A 17935-nucleotide genomic window follows, 5' to 3' on the forward strand; every position below is an offset into this window, starting at 1 on the left:
ACAGACACCGCCGCAGCCCTTTGGCAGTCTTGTGGCATGAGTGTCGTGCTGCGTGCGGTCGCCGCCTCCGATCAGGGCCTGGTCCGGTCGAACAACGAGGACGCGGTCTTCGTCGGCGAGCGGTTGCTGGTCGTGGCGGACGGCATGGGCGGCCTGCCCGCCGGGGAACTGGCCAGCGACATCCTGGTCCGCGCGCTCGCCGACGTGGACGCCAAGCCGGACACCGGCGAGCCGCTGCAGGACCTCATCGCGGCGCTGGAGACGGCGAACGAGCGCATCGAGGCGGCGGTGGCGGACGACGACGCCCGCGACGGCATGGGCACGACGGTGACGACGCTCATGCTCTCGGGCGACCGGGTGGCCGCCCTGAACGTGGGCGACTCCCGCTGCTACCTGATCCGCGACGGCGCGCTGACCCAGATCACCCGCGACGACACGTACGTGCAGGCGCTGGTGGACCAGGGGGTGCTGACCCCGGACGACGCGCGCCGGCACCCGCAGCGGGCGCTGGTGACCCAGGCGGTGCAGGGCGGGCCGTTCCGGCCGGCGGGGCGGATGGTGCCGGTCCGGCCGGGGGACAGGTTCCTGCTGTGCAGCGACGGGCTGAGCGACTACGTCGAGGACGAGGTGATCGCGACGACGCTGCGGTCGTACCCGGACCGGCAGGTGTGCGCGGCGGAGCTGATCGCGCGGACGCTGGAGGCGGGCGCGCCGGACAACGTCACGGTGATCGTCGCGGACGTGGAGGAGTAGGGCTGGACCGGCTCGATCCCACGGCCGGTCGGTCGTGGCCGTCGATGCGCGTGCATATGCCATAAATGCGGGCATAATTGGTCCAGCCGTTGATGCGGCCCCGGTTGTTGCTGATCTGCACGCGACCCTTCGCGGGGTCGACCGCGGAGACCAGGTGCAGGTAGACCGAGCCGGCGACGCGGGCCAGCACGATGTCACCGACCACGACCCTCGCCGGATCGACAGGCGCGACGGTGACCAGCTGGCGGCTGCGGATCAGCGGGGCCATCGAGGAGCCGGTGGGGCGGAAGGCGACGGTCGCGCCCGCGGCCACCCGAGTGGCGACTGACGTCAGATTGCTCATGTTTCGTCATCATCGGGCGGGCGGGGCGGGACGGCCAGCGCTTTTCGGCGGCGCTTGCGTCGCCGTCTCGCCCCCGCCGCGCCTTTGCCCACGTGGCGCTCGCGCCTTCGCCCTGCCCCCTGCGTCCGCGCCTTCACCGCTCGCGCCTTCACCGCTCGCGCCTTCACCGCTCGCGCCTTCACCGCTCGGCCTTCGCCGCCGCGCTCCCGCGCCCTCGCCCGCACGCCTCTGCCCCCGGACCGCCGGACGAGCACGCCGAGTCAGCCTCCGGCGTGCGCCGACCGCCGCACCGCTGCGTAGGCTCGAACCGTGCTCCTGATGACCGAACGCCTGGTGCTGCGCCGGTTCCGCACCACCGACGTCGAGACCCTCGCCGCCTACCGGACGGATCCGCGGGTCGCGCGCTACCAGTCCTGGGAGTCGCCGTATCCGCTGCGCAAGGCCCGTTACGCCGTCGAGTCGATGGCCGCCGCGGACCCCGGCCAGCCCGGCTGGTTCCAGTACGCCGTCGAGCTCGCCGCCGAGGAGGCGCACATCGGCGACGTCGGGGTGAACCTGCACGACAACCTCCGGCAGGCCGAGATCGGCTACACGCTGGCGCCCGAGCGGCAGGGTCACGGGTACGCGACCGAGGCCGTGCGGGCCGTCCTGGACCACCTCTTCCGGGTGAAGGGTCTGCACCGGGTGTCGGCCGAGTGCGACGCCCGCAATGTCGCGTCGTACCGGCTGCTGGAGCGGGCCGGTTTCCGCCGCGAGGGCCATCTGCGCCAGGCCAGCTGGGTCAAGGGCGAGTGGACGGACGACCTGCTCTACGGGCTCCTGGAGACCGACTTCTTCGACGGGGCGACGACGTCATAGGCGTCCCGGCACAGCTCGTCGATCTCCGTCCAGTCGACGGCGCCGTCCAGCCGCACGCCGAGCCAGCCGCGGTGCCCCACGTAGGGCGGGCGGAAGAACAGCTCCGGCTGCGCGGCGATGAGCTCCTGCTGGGTGCCGGGCGGGGCCGCGCACCACAGGTGCGGGAACCGGTTGTCGTGGTGACCGTGCTCCCACAGTGTCACGAAGCTCCGGCGGTCGCGCACGAACCAGGTGGGGGCGCCGTGGCTGGGCCGCTCGGTGACGTCCGGCAGGGCCCCGCAGATCCGCCGCAGCGCGGCGAGCGGCCCGGCCCCGGCAGCGGAATCCGCCCGCTCGGCGGGATCAGACCGGGCAGCGGGATCAGACCGGGCAGCGGGTTCGGCCCGGTCAGCGGAATGGGCCCGGTCGGCGGGATCAGACCGGGCTGAGGGATGTGTCCGGGCCGGAGGGTCGGCCCGGTCAGCGGAATGGGCCCCCTCGGCGGGATCAGACCGGGCTGAGGGATGTGTCCGGGCCGGAGGATCAGCCCGCTCGGCGGGATCAGCCCGGTCAGCGGAACCGGCCCGCTCAGCCGGCTCAACCCGGCCAAGGGGATCGGCCCGGGCGGCGGGCTCGGATCCCACGGCGGTGCCGGGCGCGGTGCCGGGCGCGGGGCCGGGCGCGGTGCCGGGAGCGGGATCGCCCCCGGGAGACGGACGCCCCATCAGGACCGCGGCGCGCCGATGTTGACCATCCACTGCACGCCGAACCGGTCCGTGCAGGTGCCGAACTCGTCGCCCCACATCTGCTTCTCCAACGGCATGCCGATCGTGCCGCCCTCGGCCAGCCGCTCGAACCATCCGCGCAGCGTCTCGGCCTCGTCGCCGCTGAGGCTGATCGCGATGTCGGTGCCGTGCACGTGCTCCATGCCGGGCGCGGTGTCGGAGGCCATCAGCGCCAGGCCGCCGTCGGTCACCAGCATCGCGTGCATGACCTTGTCGGCCAGCGCGGGGTCGGGGGCGCCGAAGTCGCCGAACGTGCTGACGTCGAGCTGGCCGCCGAGGACGGAGTGGTAGAACTCCATCGCGGCGCGCGCCTGGCCGTCACCGAACGTGAGGTACGGGTTGAGGAGGACTGTCATGACCGGCTCCTTTGCCGAGACGACGGGTGAACCACGTCTCGCACCCTAGACCCGGCCCCCGACACTTTCCGCCGTCCGGACCAACGCGCCGGGCGCATCCCCCGGCCAGGGGAACGCGCCCGGCGGTCGACCGGTGATCAGCCCTCGTGCCGCAGCCAGACCGCGCCCAGCGGCGGCACCCGCAGCGAGGCCGACGCGTCCAGGCCGTGCCACGGCAGCTCCTCGGCGTGCACCTCGCCCAGGTTGCCCACGCCGGAGCCGCCGTACAGGGTGCTGTCGGTGTTCACGACCTCGCGCCAGACGCCCGCGCGGGGCAGGCCGATGCGGTAGTCGTCCTGCGGGACCGCCGCGAAGTTCACGACGCAGGCCAGCGTGTCGCCGCCCGGGGCGAACCGCAGGAACGAGAACGTGTTGTGCTGCGAGTCCTCGCTGGTGATCCAGCGGAAGCCGCTCGCCGTGGTGTCCTGCGTCCACAGCGCCGGCGTCTCCTTGTACGCCCGGTTGAGGTCCGTGACCAGCTTGTGGATGCCGCCGCCGCCGGACTCGTCGGTCAGCAGGTCCCAGTCGAGGCCGCGTTCCTCGCTCCACTCCCGGTCGTCGCCCATCTCGGCGCCCATGAACAGCAGCTGCTTGCCGGTGAAGGCCCACATGAAGCCCAGCAGCGCCCGGGTGTTGGCCAGCTTCTGCCACCGGTCGCCGGGCATCTTGCCGGTCAGCGAGCCCTTGCCGTGCACCACCTCGTCGTGGCTGATCGGCAGGATGTAGTTCTCGCTCCAGGCGTACACGGTGGCGAAGGTCATCTGGTGGTGGTGCCACTGCCGGTGGATCGGCTCCTTCTCCATGTAGGAGAGGGTGTCGTTCATCCAGCCCATGTTCCACTTGAAGCCGAAGCCCAGCCCGCCCAGGTGGGTCGCCCGGGTGACGCCCGGCCACGCCGTCGACTCCTCGGCGATGGTGACCACGCCGGGGTTGTTGCGGTAGACCGTCGCGTTCATCTCCTGCAGGAAGCTGATCGCGTCGAGGTTCTCCCGGCCGCCGTACTGGTTCGGCGTCCACTCGCCGTCCTTGCGGGAGTAGTCCAGGTAGAGCATCGAGGCGACCGCGTCGACGCGCAGGCCGTCGGCGTGGAACTCCTCGCACCAGTAGTTGGCGTTGGCCACCAGGAAGTTGCGGACCTCGCGCCGGCCGAAGTCGAACACGTACGTGCCCCAGTCCGGGTGCTCGCCGCGCCGCCAGTCGCCGTGCTCGTAGAGCGGGGTGCCGTCGAAGCGGGCCAGCGCCCACTCGTCCTTGGGGAAGTGCGCGGGCACCCAGTCGAGGATGACGCCGATGCCGGCCTGGTGCAGCTTGTCGACCAGGTGGCGGAACTCGTCGGGGGAGCCGAAGCGGGAGGTCGGGGCGAAGTAGCCGGTGACCTGGTAACCCCACGAGCCGCCGAACGGGTGCTCCATCACGGGCATCAGCTCGACGTGGGTGAAGCCGGTCTCCTTGACGTAGTCGACCAGCTGCTCGGCCAGCTCGGTGTAGGTCAGGCCGGGCCGCCACGAGCCGAGGTGCACCTCGTACGCGCTCATCGGCTCCTGGTGCCACTCCTTGGTGGCCCGCTCGGCCATCCACTCGGCGTCCTGCCACTCGTAGGTGGACTCGTACACGACCGACGCCGTGCGCGGCGGCACCTCGGTGTGCTGGGCCAGCGGGTCGGCCTTCTCGCGCCAGACGCCGTCGCGGCCCAGGATCTTGAACTTGTACTTGGTGCCGGAGGACGCGCCGGGCACGTACAGCTCCCAGACGCCGCTGCTGCCCAGCGAGCGCATCGGCCAGCCGTCGAACGGGCCCCAGCCGGCCACGTCGCCGATGACCTGCACGCCGCGGGCGCTGGGGGCCCACACGGCGAAGGCGACGCCGTCACCCCTGGCCTGGGCGCCCAGCACCTTCCAGAGCTTCTCGTGCCGGCCCTCGCCGATCAGGTGCAGGTCGAGCTCGCCCAGCGTGGGCAGGTGCCGGTACGGGTCGTCGCAGACCTTGCCGTCCACGTCGACGCGGTAGTCCAGCACCTCGCCGGGCAGCTCGGCGGCGAACACGCCGTCCGGGTGCACCTGGGTCATCGGGGTGCGCTCGTCGCCGACGACGACGACGACCTCCTTGGCGCCCTTGCGCATCGTGCGGATCACCGTGCGCCCGCCGCCGGGGTGCGTGCCCAGCACGCTGTGCGGGTCGTGCGTGTCGCCGGCGATCACGGCGTTGAGCGCACGCTGGTCGCCGGCCAGGGACGGCGGCGGGGTGGTCTGCATCGGAACTCCTCGAAGAAGAAAGTCTTCAGTCCGGTCAAGGGCGGTGGCGGGGTGGTCGGACGGGGTCTTCAGTCCGGTCAAGGGCGGTGGCGGTCGGACGGGGTCATCAGCCGACGAGCCGGGCGATCGACCGCAGCGGGATGCGCAGCCAGCCGGGCCGGTGCCGGGATTCGTACGCGGCCTCGTAGACCGCCTTGTCCAGTTCGTAGGCCGCCAGCAGCGGACCCTGTTCCCGCGGGTCGTACCCGGCGGCCGCCGCGTACCCGTCGCAGAACGCGGCGCGGTTGCGGTCGACCCATTCCCGGGCCCGGGCGGCGAGATGCTCGTCGTCGTCCTGGTCCACCAGGAGCTGGTACGCCGCGTACTCGTAGCTGCGCAGCACGCCGGCGATGTCGCGCAGCGGCGAGTCGGGCAGCCGCCGCTCGTCGAGCGGCTGGCCGGGCTCGCCCTCGAAGTCGATGAGCAGCCACGCCGCCGGCACCCGCAGCACCTGCCCCAGGTGCAGGTCGCCGTGCACCCGCTGGACGGTGATCTGCTCGCCGGTGAGCTTGCGGAAACGTTCCTCGATGGCCGGGACGTACCCGGCGAGCTCGGGCACGGCCGCCGCCGCGGTGGCCAGCCGGGCGATCACCGCGTCGACCGGGAACGGCGACGGGCCGGAGCCCAGCTCCTCGGCGAGCGTCCTGTGCACCGACGCCACGGCCTCGCCGAGGCGGTACGACTCGCCGGCGAAGTCGCCGCCCACCTGGTCGGCGCCCAGCTCGGCGTCGGCGAACAGGTCGCGGGCGCTGGCGGTGGCCATCGCCCAGCCCTCGGCCGAGTTGAGCGCGTACGCCGTCACCATGCCGAGCGGGCACGGCTCGCCGCCCTCGGCGGTCTCGAACGAGCCGAGCAGCTTGGCCACGTGCGGGTTGCCGGCCCGGCCGAGCACCCGGTTGAGCTCGATGTCGGGGTTGATCCCGCAGTCGACCCGGCGGAAGACCTTGAGGATGGCCTCCTGCTCGAAGATCACGCTGGTGTTGCTCTGCTCGGCGTCGAAGACCCGGGAGGCGTGCTCCAGCGGGAACGTCGCCCCCGGCTCCGAGGAGAACACGATGTCCCCGGCGGTCGCGTCGGACGAGATCAGCGACAGCAGGTAGGTCGCGGCCTCCGGGTCGTACAGGCCGTCGTAGCCGGTGCGGTCGCCGTCGGCGCCGATGGTCGCGACCGTGCTGTACTCCGAGATCGGCCCGGAGTCCCAGGCCACCAGCACCTGGTAACGCTCGGAACTGCCGTCCGTGTAGGACACGTCCAGCAGCACCAGGTCCAGGTCGTCCTTCAGCGGGGTGGACGAGGCCTGTTTGACGTCGGCCAGGGTGCGGCTGCGGCCCGCGTACCAGCGTTGCTGGGGGAGCCATTCGGCGTAGGGCAGCGTCATTGCTTCTCCTCGGACCCGCACAGCTGGAACCAGTAGAACCCGTGTCCCGGCAGGGTCAGCAGGTACGGCAGCTGGCCGATGCGCGGGAAGTTCACGTGCCCGGTCAGCTCGACCGGCGTGTAGCCGTTCCAGTGCTGCAGGTTCAGCTCGATGGGCTGGGGGAAGCGCGAGAGGTTGTTGACGCAGAGCACCACGTCGTCGCCGTCCTCGCGCAGGAAGGCGAGCACCGACGGGTTGGAGCCGCCGAGCTCACGGAACGTGCCGGTGGCGAACGCCTCGTGGCGGCGGCGGACCGCCAGCATCGTGCGGGTCCAGTTGAGCAGCGACGTCGAGTTGTCGCGCTGGGCCTCCACGTTCACCGACTGGTAGCCGTAGATGGGGTCCTGGTTGGCCGGCAGGTAGAGCCGGCCCGGGTTGGCGGTGGAGAAGCCCGCGTTGCGGTCGGGTGTCCACTGCATCGGGGTGCGGACGCCGTCGCGGTCACCGAGCCAGATGTTGTCGCCCATGCCGATCTCGTCGCCGTAGTACAGCACCGGCGAGCCGGGCAGCGACAGCAACAGGGCGGTGAACAGCTCGATCTGGTTGCGGTCGTTCTCCAGCAGCGGGGCGAGCCGCCGGCGGATGCCCACGTTGGCCTTCATCCGCGGGTCCTTGGCGTACTCGGTGAACATGTAGTCGCGCTCTTCGTCGGTGACCATCTCGAGCGTGAGCTCGTCGTGGTTGCGCAGGAAGATGCCCCACTGCGCCATGTCCGGAATGGCCGGGGTCTGGGCCAGGATCTCGGAGATGGGGAAACGCGACTCGCGGCGCACCGCCATGAAGATGCGCGGCATCAGCGGGAAGTGGAACGCCATGTGGCACTCGTCGCCGCCGGTGTCGGCGTCGCCGAAGTACTCCACCACGTCGGCCGGCCACTGGTTGGCCTCGGCGAGCAGCACCCGGCCGGGGAACTCGTCGTCGATGACCTTCCGGCAGTGCTTGAGGAACGCGTGCGTCTCGGGCAGGTTCTCGCAGTTGGTGCCCTCACGCTCGAACAGGTACGGCACCGCGTCCAGCCGGAAGCCGTCGATGCCCAGGTCAAGCCAGAAGCGCAGGACGTCGATCATCGCTTCCTGCACGGCCGGGTTGTCGTAGTTGAGGTCGGGCTGGTGCGAGAAGAACCGGTGCCAGTAGAACTGCCGGCGCACCGGGTCGAACGTCCAGTTCGACTCCTCGGTGTCGACGAAGATGATCCGCGCGTCGGAGTACGGCTCGCTGGTGTCGCTCCACACGTAGTAGTCGCCGTACGGGCCCTCGGGGTCGCGGCGCGACTCCTGGAACCACGCGTGCGAGTCCGAGGTGTGGTTCATGACCAGGTCGGTGATGACCCGGATGCCCCGCTTGTGGGCCGCGTCCAGCAGGGCGACGAAGTCCTCGACCGTGCCGAACTCGGGCAGCACCCGGTAGAAGTCGCGGATGTCGTAGCCGCCGTCGCGCAGCGGCGAGTCGTAGAACGGCGGCAGCCAGAGGCAGTCGACGCCGAGCCACTGCAGGTAGTCGAGGCGCTCGATCAGCCCGCGCAGGTCACCGGACCCGTCGGAGCTGGAGTCGTAGAACGCCCGGACCAGCACCTCGTAGAAGACGGCGCGTTTGAACCAGGTCCGGTCGGCGGGCAGCGCGCGGGCGTGCCCGAAGTCGTCGGCGGTCGGATGCTCGACCACCCCGTCCTCGACGTGGCTGCCCTCCGCGGGATCGTGCTCGACACTCTCGTCGAGGTCGCTCGTCAGGTCCATCAGACGTTCACCTACCCCACCCCGCAGGAACTTCAATCGCTGTGTAGTGCCTAGCTGCGCGGGTGCACCACGAACACGTGTGCGGGCTCGACGTACGGGTCGATCCGGACCGGGTTGTGCTGACCCCATTCGTACGTCGCCCCGGTGATCTGGTCGGTGACGGTGAACCGCTCGTGCCAGTCCAGGCCCAGGGCGGGCATGTCGAGTGTCGTGTTGCCCCACTGCACGTTCGCCGAGTCGAACGAGCAGATCACCAGGACGGTGTTGCCCGTCTCCGGGTCACGCTTCGACCAGCACAGCAGGGCGGCGTTGTCGATCTCGTGGAATTCCAGGTTCCGCAGCCAGTGCAGCGCGGGATTTTCCCGCCGGATCGTGTTGAGCCTGGTGATGTACGGCGCCAGGCTGCGCCCGGCCCGCTCCGCCGCGGCCCAGTCCCTCGGTTTGAGCTCGAACTTCTCGTTGTCGATGTACTCCTCGGCCCCGGGCCGCGCGACGTGCTCGAACAGCTCCAGTCCCGAGTACATGCCCCAGGACGGCGAGAGCATGCTGGCCAGCACCGTCCGGATCTTGAACATCGGCGGGCCGCCGTGCTGCAGCGACTCGTGCAGGATGTCCGGGGTGTTGGGCCAGAAGTTGGGCCGCATCCAGTCGATCGAGGCCTTGAGCTGGCCCATGTACTCCTTCATCTCCCAGGCCGTGGTGCGCCAGGTGAAGTACGTGTACGACTGGGTGAAGCCGATCTTGCCGAGCCCGTTCATCATGGCCGGCCGGGTGAACGCCTCGGCCAGGAACAGCACGTCCGGGTCGGCGTCCTTGATCTTCGCGATGACCCACTGCCAGAAGTTGAGCGTCTTGGTGTGCGGGTTGTCGACCCGGAAGATCTTGACGCCGTTGGACACCCAGTGCAGGACGACGCGCAGCACCTCCTCGCGCAGGCCCCGGGGGTCGTTGTCGAAGTTCAGCGGGTAGATGTCCTGGTACTTCTTGGGCGGGTTCTCCGCGTACGCGATCGTGCCGTCGGCGCGCGTGGTGAACCACTCCGGGTGGGCCTTGACCCAGGGGTGGTCCGGCGCGCACTGCAGCGCCAGGTCCATCGCGACCTCGAGGCCGTTGTCGTGCGCCACCCCGATGAAGCGCCGGAAGTCCTCCAGCGTGCCCAGCTGCGGGTGGATCGCGTCGTGGCCGCCCTCGTCGGACCCGATGGCCCAGGGCGAGCCCACGTCGATGCCCTCGCGGGCGACCAGCGTGTTGTTGCGACCCTTGCGGTTGACCCGGCCGATCGGGTGGATCGGCGGCAGGTACAGCACGTCGAAGCCCATCGCGGCGACGGCCGGGATGCGCTCGGCGGCGGTGGCGAAGGTGCCGTGCCGCAGCGGGGTGGCGTCCGGGCCGACCTCGGCGCCCTCGGAGCGCGGGAAGAACTCGTACCACGACGAGAACAGCGCGCGCTGGCGGTCGACCCAGATCGCGTACGAGCGGGTGGTGGTCACCAGCTGGCGCACCGGGTGCTGCCAGAGCAGCTCCTCCAGCTCCAGCGCGGGCGAGACCCGGGAGAACAGCGAGCGCTGGGCGTCGCGCAGGGCGGCGGCCGCGTCCCGGACCCGCTCCTCTTCCTCGTGCGGCACGATCTTGACGGCCAGGTCCAGCAGCTCCGCGCCCTCGGCCAGGTCGTTGGCCAGATCCTCCAGGCCCTGCCCGGCCCCGATCTTCTTGGTCACCGCGTTGCGCCAGGTCTGGTACGGGTCGTCGAACGCCTCGATGGTGAACGTCCACCGGCCCACCCGGTCCGGCCGGATCACCCCGTGCCACTTGTCCAGCCCCGGCTCGCCCGGGCTGAGCCGGGTGAACGGCTCGGCCTCACCCTCCGGACCCTGCCATACCACGTTCACGCCCAGGGCGTGGTGGCCTTCCCGATAGGACACCGCCGAGATGGGGACGAGCTCGCCGACCACCGCCTTGGCGGGGTAGCGGCCGCAGGACACCGATGGCGTCACATCTTCGATGGGAAAGCGACCGGTCATGATCTCCACCGTAATCTTCGAGCGCGGGAGCGGGCACGGCGACGGGCGAATTGCGGCAGCCGCTTGAGGACAGGCTTCTCCGGAATGGAGCAACCGCAAACGGCCGGGCCCCGATGCCGTTCAACCTACCGGAGAGCCCTCAGCGCGGCCCGTCCAGGCGCGCCATTGCGCCGGCCAGGAAACCGGTCAATTCCGCGCCGTGCCACACCCGGGCCGGCTCGGCGTCGCGGGCCACGGACCGCGCGAGCCGCTCGATGTCCAGCACGCCCGGCGTGCGGGCCGCCGCGAGCACCGCGTTGCCGGCCCTGCGGCCGCGCAGCATGCCCGGCGGGGCGATCAGCGCCACGTCGCCCAGCGCCGCGCGCAGCGTGGCCGCCTGGATCCGCGAGGAGGCCAGCGGCGGCACGTCGGTCAGGTTCATCGCCAGCACGCCGGCCGGGCGCAACAGCCGGGCGGCGGCCGCGGCGAAGCCCACCCCGGCCACGCTCGCCGGCATCGCCGCGCCGTCGAAGACGTCGACCACGATCACGTCGTACCCCTCGGCCGGGCCGGCCGCCACGAACTCGCGGGCGTCACCCACCACGACCTCGACCGGGGCCGCCCACGGCAGGGCCCGGGAGACCAGGGCGAGCAGCAGGCCGTCGCGTTCCACCACCGTCTGCGCCGAGCCGGGCCGGGTCGCGGCCACCCAGCGCGGCAGCGTCAGCGCGCCGCCGCCGAGATGCAGAACCGTCAACGGTACGGCCGCCGGCGCCGCCAACCGCAGCACCGTGGCCAGCCGGCGCACGTACTCGAACGCCAGATAGGTGGGATCGGCCAGGTCGACGTACGACTGCGGCACCCCGTCCACCAGCAGCGTCCAGCCCCGTTCCCGGCGCCGGTCCGGCTCGAGCGAGGCGGTGCCGGAGGCGACCCGGGTGAAGCTCGTTGCGCGCCGGTTGCTGCTGGGTGCCATCGGGGCGAGGCTACTCAACCCGGCCTGCCCCGCGCCGAGAGGTAGCGTGACGCACCCCGACGGGGTGTGCGCAACCTCAGGGGGCACACATGGCCGGACCGTCCACCGCGCTGTCGCCGGTCATCGCGGCCAGCACGCACTGGCTGGTCCGCGCGTACCCGTCCAGCGGGGCCGACCGGTCCGCCGACACCCTGGCCGAGCTGCAGGCCCGGCAGGCCGTGACGGTCGCCGCGTGGCTGCGCTACCCGACCCCGGTGGACGCCGAGCTGGTCGCCATGGCCGGGCCCGGTGGCTCGGCCCTGCTGGACTGGAAGGCCGGCAGCGAGCCCGACGACGAGATGGCCGACGACGAGGGCTGGCGCACCTGGGTCGACGAGGTCGTGGTCAGCTGGGCGGCCTGCCTGCTGGCCGACCCCGACCTGGCGGTCCGGGCCGTCGACGCGGTCGCCGCGGCCGTGCCGATCGCCGACGAACGGCCCCGGCCGCGGCCGCGCCGCGCGGGCGACCTGCCGAGCGAGTTCCGCCGGCTGACCCGGCCCGACCCCCGCGACCTGGAGGCCGCGGCGCTGCTGCGCCACCCGGACCTGCTGGAACCGGTGGCCGAGCTGCACCGCGACACCCTGCTCTACCTGCTGCCGGTGCGGGTGGGCTGACTCAGGCCAGCCGGGCCGGGAAGCCGCCGGTGGCGATCGGGCCCCAGCGGTCGATCGTCACGCGGATCAGCGACTTGCCCTGCTCGCGCATGGCCCGCCGGTACTCGTCCCAGTCCGGGTGCTCGCCGGAGATCACCCGGAAGTACTCGACCAGCGGCTCGACCGAGTCCGGCAGGTCGATGACCTCGGCCGTGCCGTCGACCTGGACCCACGGCCCGCCGAAGTCGTCGGAGAGCACGCAGACGCTGACCCGCGGGTCGCGGCGGATGTTCGCCGCCTTGGCCCGCTCCGGGTACGTGGAGATCACGATGCGCCCCTGCGCGTCCACGCCGCAGGTGTTCGGCGACGCCTGCGGGCGGCCGTCGCGGCGGGTGGTCATCAGGATCGCCTGGTGGCGGGGCCGGACGAAGGCGAGCAGCTCCTCGCGGCCGACCCGGGTGGTGGTGGCGACGGTGCGGGCCATGTCTCTCCTCAGCTCGGCTGGTCGGCGTCGACCGGGAAACCGCCCGGGTGGCCGTGGGCCTGTCCGGCGGTGACCGCGGCGCCGATGATGCCGGCGTTGTTGAGCAGGGTGGCCGGCACGATCGGGGTGCGGACCTCGATCAGCGGCAGCCACTTGTCGGCCTTCTTGCTGACCCCGCCGCCGACGATGAACAGCCGGGGCGACAGCAGCATCTCCACGTGCCGCAGGTAGTCCTGGACCCGGCCGGCCCACTTCTCCCAGCTCAGGTCCTCCTGCTCGCGGGCGCGGTCGGACGCGCGCAGCTCGGCGTCCTTGCCGTCCAGCTCCAGGTGGCCGAACTCGGTGTTGGGGATCAGCGTGCCGTCCAGGAACAGCGCGCTGCCGATGCCGGTGCCGAAGGTCAGCATCATGGTCAGGCCGCGCTGGTCGTGCCCGGCGCCGAAGGCCACCTCGGCCACGCCGGCCGCGTCCGCGTCGTTCAGCACGGAGACCGGCACGCTGAGCCGCTCGCTGAACAGCCGGGCCGCGGGCGCGTCGAGCCACGACTTGTCGACGTTCGCGGCGGTCCGGGTCACCCCGTCCACCACCACGCCGGGGAAGGTGATGCCGACCCGGTCGTAGCCGGTGAACTTCGCGGCCACCTCGGCGACCGCCTCCACGACGCTGCCCACGTCCGACGGTTGCGGGGTCGGCACCCGGAACCGTTCCTCCAGCAGTTCGCCGCGCGCGGTGTCGACCGGCGCGCCCTTCACGCCGGAACCGCCGATGTCGATGCCAAGAATGGCCATGCCCGTTCTCCGTCTCCGGTGCGCTTTCGGTCTGTGTACCCACGCACACCCGGATCCGAATCGTGCCACCTCGGCCCGGGGCGTTCTCGTGACGGGTGCCACGGCGATTCCGTTCAAGTCCCGCGGCCCGCGGCCGATAGGGCGGCTGTACCGGCACTCTGCCCCGCGGGCGACTCCCCGACCCGCCCGGTGGTGCCGGCGCGAAGGAGCAACGATGCGCACACTCGCGGCCGCGGCCGTCACCGCGCTCACGGTAACCGGCGCCCTGACGCTCGGCGCGCCCGCCCAGGCCGCGCCCGAGCCGGGTTGGCTGAGCGCGAACTGGCTGGTGCAGTCGGGCACCACCACGATGAGCACCGTGATCAGGGCGGCCGGGGCCGACCGGGCGGACGCCGCCAACCCCGACCTCGGCGCCGCCCTGAGCGGGGCCGTGCTGACCGGCGCCGGGATCGGCGTCGCGCTGATCGACTCCGGGGTGTCGCCGGTCAAGGGCCTCGACGGGGCCGGCAAGGTCATCAACGGTCCGGACCTCTCCTTCGAGTCGCAGGCGCCCAACCTGCGCTATCTCGACACGTTCGGGCACGGCACGCACATGGCGGGCATCATCGCCGGCCAGGACCCGGCCACCACGACCGGGACCCGGTTCGCCGGCGTGGCCCCCGGCGCGCACATCGTCAGCGTCAAGGTGGCCACCGCGGACGGCGCCAGCGACGTCTCGCAGATCATCGCGGGCATCGACTGGGTGGTCGCGCACCGCAACGACCCCGGCCTCAACATCAAGGTGCTCAACCTGTCCTACGGCACCCAGTCCGCCCAGTCGGCGACCCTGGACCCGCTGGCCTTCGCCGTGGAGAAGGCCTGGGAGGCCGGCATCGTGGTGGTGGTGGCCGCCGGCAACGACGGCTTCGCGGCCAACCGGCTGACCATGCCGGCGGCCGACCCGGACGTCATCGCCGTGGGCGCGGCCGACCCGCGGGGCACGGACACCCGCACGGACGACGTCGTCGCCGACTTCAGCAACCGGGGCAACGCGGCCCGTCACGCCGACGTGCTAGCCGCCGGGCGGTCCGTGGTGTCGCTGCGCAGCCCGGGCTCGTACGTCGACCGCACCTACCCGGGCGCCCGGCTGAGCCTGACCGAGGACCCCGAGCAGCGGTTCCTGCGCGGCAGCGGCACGTCCCAGGCGGCCGCGGTGGTCTCCGGCTCGGTGGCCCTGCTGCTGCAGCAGCGTCCCGGGATGCGGCCCGACGACGTCAAGAAGCTGCTGACCAGCACGGCCGACCCGATCGTGGGCGGCGACGCCTACGCCGCCGGGTACGGCCAGATCAACGTGGCCCGGGCGGCGCGGAGCCGGACCACGTACACCCGGCAGCTCAACACCGCGGCGACCGGGCTCGGCTCGCTGGAGGCGTCCCGGGCCGGCGCGTACGTCTACGACTCGGTCACCGGCACGCCGCTGACCGGCGAACGGGACATCTTCGGCATGCTCTGGTACGCCCCGTCCTGGACGGCGGCCTCGGCCACCCAGCGCAGCTGGATCGGCGGCACCTGGAACGGCTCGGTCTGGACCGGCACCGCGTGGGGCACCGCGTCGACCGGCACCCGCAGCTGGGTCCCGGTCACCTGGACCGGCCGGTCCTGGTCGGGCGCGACCTGGAGCGGGCGGAGCTGGTCGGGCGCCACCTGGAGCGGGCGGAGCTGGTCGTCGGAGACCTGGACGGGCCGTTCGTGGAGCGGGCGGAGCTGGTCGGCGGCCGGCTGGACCGGGGAGCCATGGCACTAGCGCAACGCACGCGGCGGCCGCGCCCGCAGCTCATGGTGGGTCTGCTCACCCTGAGCATGGGCGCGGCCTCGGCCGCCGTGGTGTTCCGCTTCGCCGCCGACGGCGTCACCGCACCCGCGTCGTCCGCCGGGCTGTGGTGGCTCGCCGGGCTCGCCGTGCTGTTCTTCCTCACCGAGGGCTTCACCGTGCACGTGCGCGTCCGCCGCGGCGCGCACGGCATCAACGTCTCCGAGTTCGGCATGGTGGTCGGGCTCCTCACCTTCGACCCGGTCACGGTGATCCTGCTGCGCGCCGTGGCCGGCGGCGCCGGGCTGATCGCCGTCCGCGGCCAGCGCGGCGCCAAGCTGGCCTTCAACGTCGCCCTGCTGGCCGTCCAGGCCGCCGTCGGCGCCCTGGTCTTCCACGCGATCACCCCGCACGTGCTGGCCGGCTCGGCCGACGGCATCGGGCCGCGCACGGTGCTGGCCACCTACCTCGCCATGATCGCCGCCGACGTGGTGGCGGCGGTGCTGCTCACCGCGGTGATCGCGGTGCACGACGACCCGGGGGAGTGGCGCCGGCTGCCGGCCGCGCTGCGCAGCACCTGGCTGGTCGTCGTCACCACGACGGTGGCCCTGATCAGCTTCCTGGCCACCACCGAGCCGCAGTGGACGCCGGCGCTGATCGGCATCGTGGCCGTGGTGCTGCTGCTGGCCTACCGGGCCTACCTCGCGCTGGGCGACGGCAACGCCGAGGTGGAGCAACTCTACGGCTTCACCCGGGCGCTGGACGGCACCCGCGGCATCGACGACCTGGTCACGGTGGTGTTGGACCGGGCCCGCGACATGCTCCGGGCCGGCACGGCCGAGCTGGTCGTCGCGCACGGCGACGAGCTGCGGCACACCCGGCTGACCGGGTCGTCCGGCCGGCCGGCGGCGCACCTGGGCAGCCCGGGCGCCGACGCCTGGCTGGGCCCGGCCCTGCTCGGCACCCCGGTGCGGCGCCCGCCCGGCGCGGCCGGCGACGCGATGGCGGTGCCGGTGGCCTTCGGCGAGCACCGGGCGGTGCTGGTGGTGGCCGACAGCCTGGCCGACGCCGGCGGCTTCACCGAGGCCAAGCTGCGGCTGTTCGGGGCGCTGGCCAACCACGCCGGCGCCGCCCTGGGCCGGGCCGACCTGGTCGACCGGCTGCGCCGCGAGGCCGCCGAGAAGCAGCACCTGGCCCTGCACGACCCGCTCTCCGGGCTGCCGAACCGCCGGCACTTCCAGGAGCTGCTGGAGGCCGGGCTGGCCGCCGCCCGGGCCGCCGGCACCGGGCTGGCGGTGCTGGTGCTCGACCTGGACCGGTTCAAGGAGATCAACGACGCGCTGGGCCACGAGACCGGCGACGCCCTGCTGCGCGAGGTCGGTGAGCGGCTGCGCGCGCACGTCGACGGGCGGGGCCGGGTGGCCCGGTTCGGCGGCGACGAGTTCGCCGTGCTGCTGCCCACCGACGGCAGCCCCGGCGCCGCGCTGGCCGCGGCGGCGGAGCTGGCCGAGGTGGTCGAGCAGCCGATCGCGATCGGCCCGCTGGTGCTGGCCGCCCGGGCCAGCGTCGGCGGCGCGGTGGCCCCGGCGCACGGCGACGACCCGGAGACGCTGATCCGCCACGCCGACGTCGCCATGTACGCCGCCAAGGAGAGCACCGGCCTGCGCCTGTACGACAGCGAGCTGGACCGCAACAGCCCGCAGCGGCTGGCGCTGATCGCCGACCTGCGCCGGGCCGTGGAGCGCGGCGAGATCACCGTGGCGTACCAGCCGAAGGTGGACCCGCGGACCGGCCGGGTGGTCGGCGCCGAGGCGCTGGCCCGCTGGCGCCACCCGGAGCTCGGGTCGGTCCACCCGGACGTGTTCATCCCGCTGGCCGAGCACAGCGGCCTCATCTGGCCGCTGACGCTGCACGTGCTCCGGCTGGCGCTGGACTGCCGCGCGGAGTGGGCCCGCGCCGGGCACGACCTGCACGTGGCGGTCAACCTGTCGCCCAACAGCCTGCTCGACGCGGCCCTGCCGGAGCTGGTGGAGCGGCTGCTGGAGGCGACCGGCAACCCGGCCCGGAGCCTGACCCTGGAGATCACCGAGAGCACCATCCTGGCCGACCCGGCCGGCAGCCTGGCCACCCTGGAGCGGCTGCACGCGCTGGGCGTGGAGATCTCGATCGACGACTTCGGCACCGGCTACTCGTCGCTGGGCCGGCTGCGGGAGCTGCCGCTGCACGAGGTGAAGATCGACAAGTCGTTCGTGCAGCGGGTCGCCGAGGACCACCGGGACCGGGCGGTGGTGCGCTCGGCCGTGCAGCTCGGGCACGCCCTCGACCTGCGGGTGGTCGCCGAGGGGGTGGAGGACGTCGACACGTACGCGTACCTGGCGGCGCAGGGGTGTGACGTGGTGCAGGGCTATCTGCTGTCCCGGCCGTTGCCGGCGGAGGAGTTCCGGCAGTGGCTTCACATTCACTCACGGAACGTCACTCATACTTTCGGCTAGTCAGGGTTCCGCCGCTCAGCTAGCGTAAGGAGAAATGAACGGTCGCCGCGTGCGGGCACGGCTCTCTGCCCGCTTGATGGAGGACCTCCGCCATGACCGCTGTCACGATCAAATCGACCACAGCCAGTGACGTACCCGCCTCGGCCGGCGCCGCCGCGGAGACCGCCGGCGAGTTGCTCGCCCGGCTGGCCGCGACCCCCGCCGGGGACCGCCGCCGGCG

General features: G+C 72.5%; 15 protein-coding genes. 5 read left to right on the forward strand and 10 right to left on the reverse strand.

The annotated features are described in order from the left end of the window. Positions 1-36 precede the first annotated feature (36 nt). Positions 37-753, forward strand: coding sequence for a PP2C family protein-serine/threonine phosphatase (locus Ani05nite_RS38775; protein WP_203776810.1), 717 nt, complete (start codon positions 37-39; stop codon positions 751-753). On the opposite strand, the gene Ani05nite_RS38780 is transcribed toward Ani05nite_RS38775, so the two are convergent. Then, a complete protein-coding gene (locus tag Ani05nite_RS38780) occupies positions 722-1096 on the reverse strand; it encodes a S24 family peptidase (protein ID WP_203776812.1) in 375 nt (124 codons plus the stop codon). The genes Ani05nite_RS38775 and Ani05nite_RS38780 overlap by 32 nt on opposite strands. Positions 1097-1414: 318 nt before the next feature. On the opposite strand from Ani05nite_RS38780, the gene Ani05nite_RS38785 reads away from it, so the two are divergent. Continuing rightward, positions 1415-1954, forward strand: coding sequence for a GNAT family N-acetyltransferase (locus Ani05nite_RS38785; protein ID WP_239131071.1), 540 nt, complete (start codon positions 1415-1417; stop codon positions 1952-1954). Here Ani05nite_RS38785 and Ani05nite_RS41665 read toward each other — a convergent pair. From Ani05nite_RS41665 to Ani05nite_RS38820, 7 genes are all read right to left on the reverse strand, one after another. Continuing rightward, positions 1906-2658 carry an MmcQ/YjbR family DNA-binding protein gene (locus Ani05nite_RS41665; protein WP_239131068.1) on the reverse strand — a complete coding sequence of 251 codons (753 nt, stop codon included), beginning with the start codon at positions 2656-2658 and terminating at the stop codon, positions 1906-1908. The two genes, Ani05nite_RS38785 and Ani05nite_RS41665, sit on opposite strands and share 49 nt — an antisense overlap. Continuing rightward, a complete protein-coding gene (locus Ani05nite_RS38795) occupies positions 2658-3074 on the reverse strand; it encodes a VOC family protein (protein ID WP_203776816.1) in 417 nt (138 codons plus the stop codon). The genes Ani05nite_RS41665 and Ani05nite_RS38795 overlap by 1 nt, the downstream gene beginning before the upstream one ends. 137 nt (positions 3075-3211) lie before the next feature. Next, the gene (glgB, locus tag Ani05nite_RS38800) at positions 3212-5365 is read right to left on the reverse strand and encodes a 1,4-alpha-glucan branching protein GlgB (protein WP_203776818.1); all 2154 of its coding nucleotides are present in this window, start codon (positions 5363-5365) and stop codon (positions 3212-3214) included. A 106-nt stretch (positions 5366-5471) separates the two neighbouring features. Continuing rightward, on the reverse strand, positions 5472-6782 hold the full coding sequence (locus Ani05nite_RS38805; RefSeq protein ID WP_203776820.1) for a maltokinase N-terminal cap-like domain-containing protein: 1311 nt from the start codon (positions 6780-6782) through the stop codon (positions 5472-5474). Continuing rightward, entirely contained in the window at positions 6779-8554 is a 1776-nt protein-coding gene (gene treS / locus Ani05nite_RS38810; protein WP_203776822.1) for a maltose alpha-D-glucosyltransferase, read from the reverse strand. The genes Ani05nite_RS38805 and treS overlap by 4 nt, the downstream gene beginning before the upstream one ends. Before the next feature lie 50 nt (positions 8555-8604). Next, positions 8605-10575 (reverse strand): alpha-1,4-glucan--maltose-1-phosphate maltosyltransferase, encoded by a 1971-nt coding sequence (locus tag Ani05nite_RS38815; RefSeq protein WP_203776824.1) that lies wholly within the window; start codon positions 10573-10575, stop codon positions 8605-8607. A gap of 139 nt (positions 10576-10714) precedes the next feature. After that, entirely contained in the window at positions 10715-11530 is an 816-nt protein-coding gene (locus tag Ani05nite_RS38820; RefSeq protein WP_203776826.1) for a spermidine synthase, read from the reverse strand. 89 nt (positions 11531-11619) lie between these two features. Between Ani05nite_RS38820 and Ani05nite_RS38825 the strand changes: the two genes are divergently transcribed. Then, positions 11620-12183: a hypothetical protein gene (locus Ani05nite_RS38825; RefSeq protein WP_203776828.1), complete on the forward strand. Its 564-nt coding sequence runs from the start codon at positions 11620-11622 to the stop codon at positions 12181-12183. Between the two features lies 1 nt (position 12184). Here Ani05nite_RS38825 and Ani05nite_RS38830 read toward each other — a convergent pair whose 3' ends face one another. Together Ani05nite_RS38830 and ppgK are read right to left on the reverse strand one after the other, a co-directional pair. Continuing rightward, positions 12185-12646 carry a PPOX class F420-dependent oxidoreductase gene (locus Ani05nite_RS38830; RefSeq protein ID WP_203776830.1) on the reverse strand — a complete coding sequence of 154 codons (462 nt, stop codon included), beginning with the start codon at positions 12644-12646 and terminating at the stop codon, positions 12185-12187. A gap of 8 nt (positions 12647-12654) precedes the next feature. After that, positions 12655-13434: a polyphosphate--glucose phosphotransferase gene (gene ppgK / locus Ani05nite_RS38835; RefSeq protein WP_203776832.1), complete on the reverse strand. Its 780-nt coding sequence runs from the start codon at positions 13432-13434 to the stop codon at positions 12655-12657. 214 nt (positions 13435-13648) lie between these two features. Here ppgK and Ani05nite_RS41670 point away from each other — a divergent pair, with 214 nt between their 5' ends. After that, on the forward strand, positions 13649-15217 hold the full coding sequence (locus Ani05nite_RS41670; RefSeq protein WP_239131070.1) for a S8 family serine peptidase: 1569 nt from the start codon (positions 13649-13651) through the stop codon (positions 15215-15217). Between the two features lie 1007 nt (positions 15218-16224). Further along, the gene (locus Ani05nite_RS41675) at positions 16225-17715 is read left to right on the forward strand and encodes a putative bifunctional diguanylate cyclase/phosphodiesterase (protein ID WP_239131072.1); all 1491 of its coding nucleotides are present in this window, start codon (positions 16225-16227) and stop codon (positions 17713-17715) included. The last annotated feature ends 220 nt before the right edge of the window (positions 17716-17935 follow it).

This window comes from Actinoplanes nipponensis (assembly GCF_016862275.1).
GTDB lineage: Bacteria > Actinomycetota > Actinomycetes > Mycobacteriales > Micromonosporaceae > Actinoplanes > Actinoplanes nipponensis.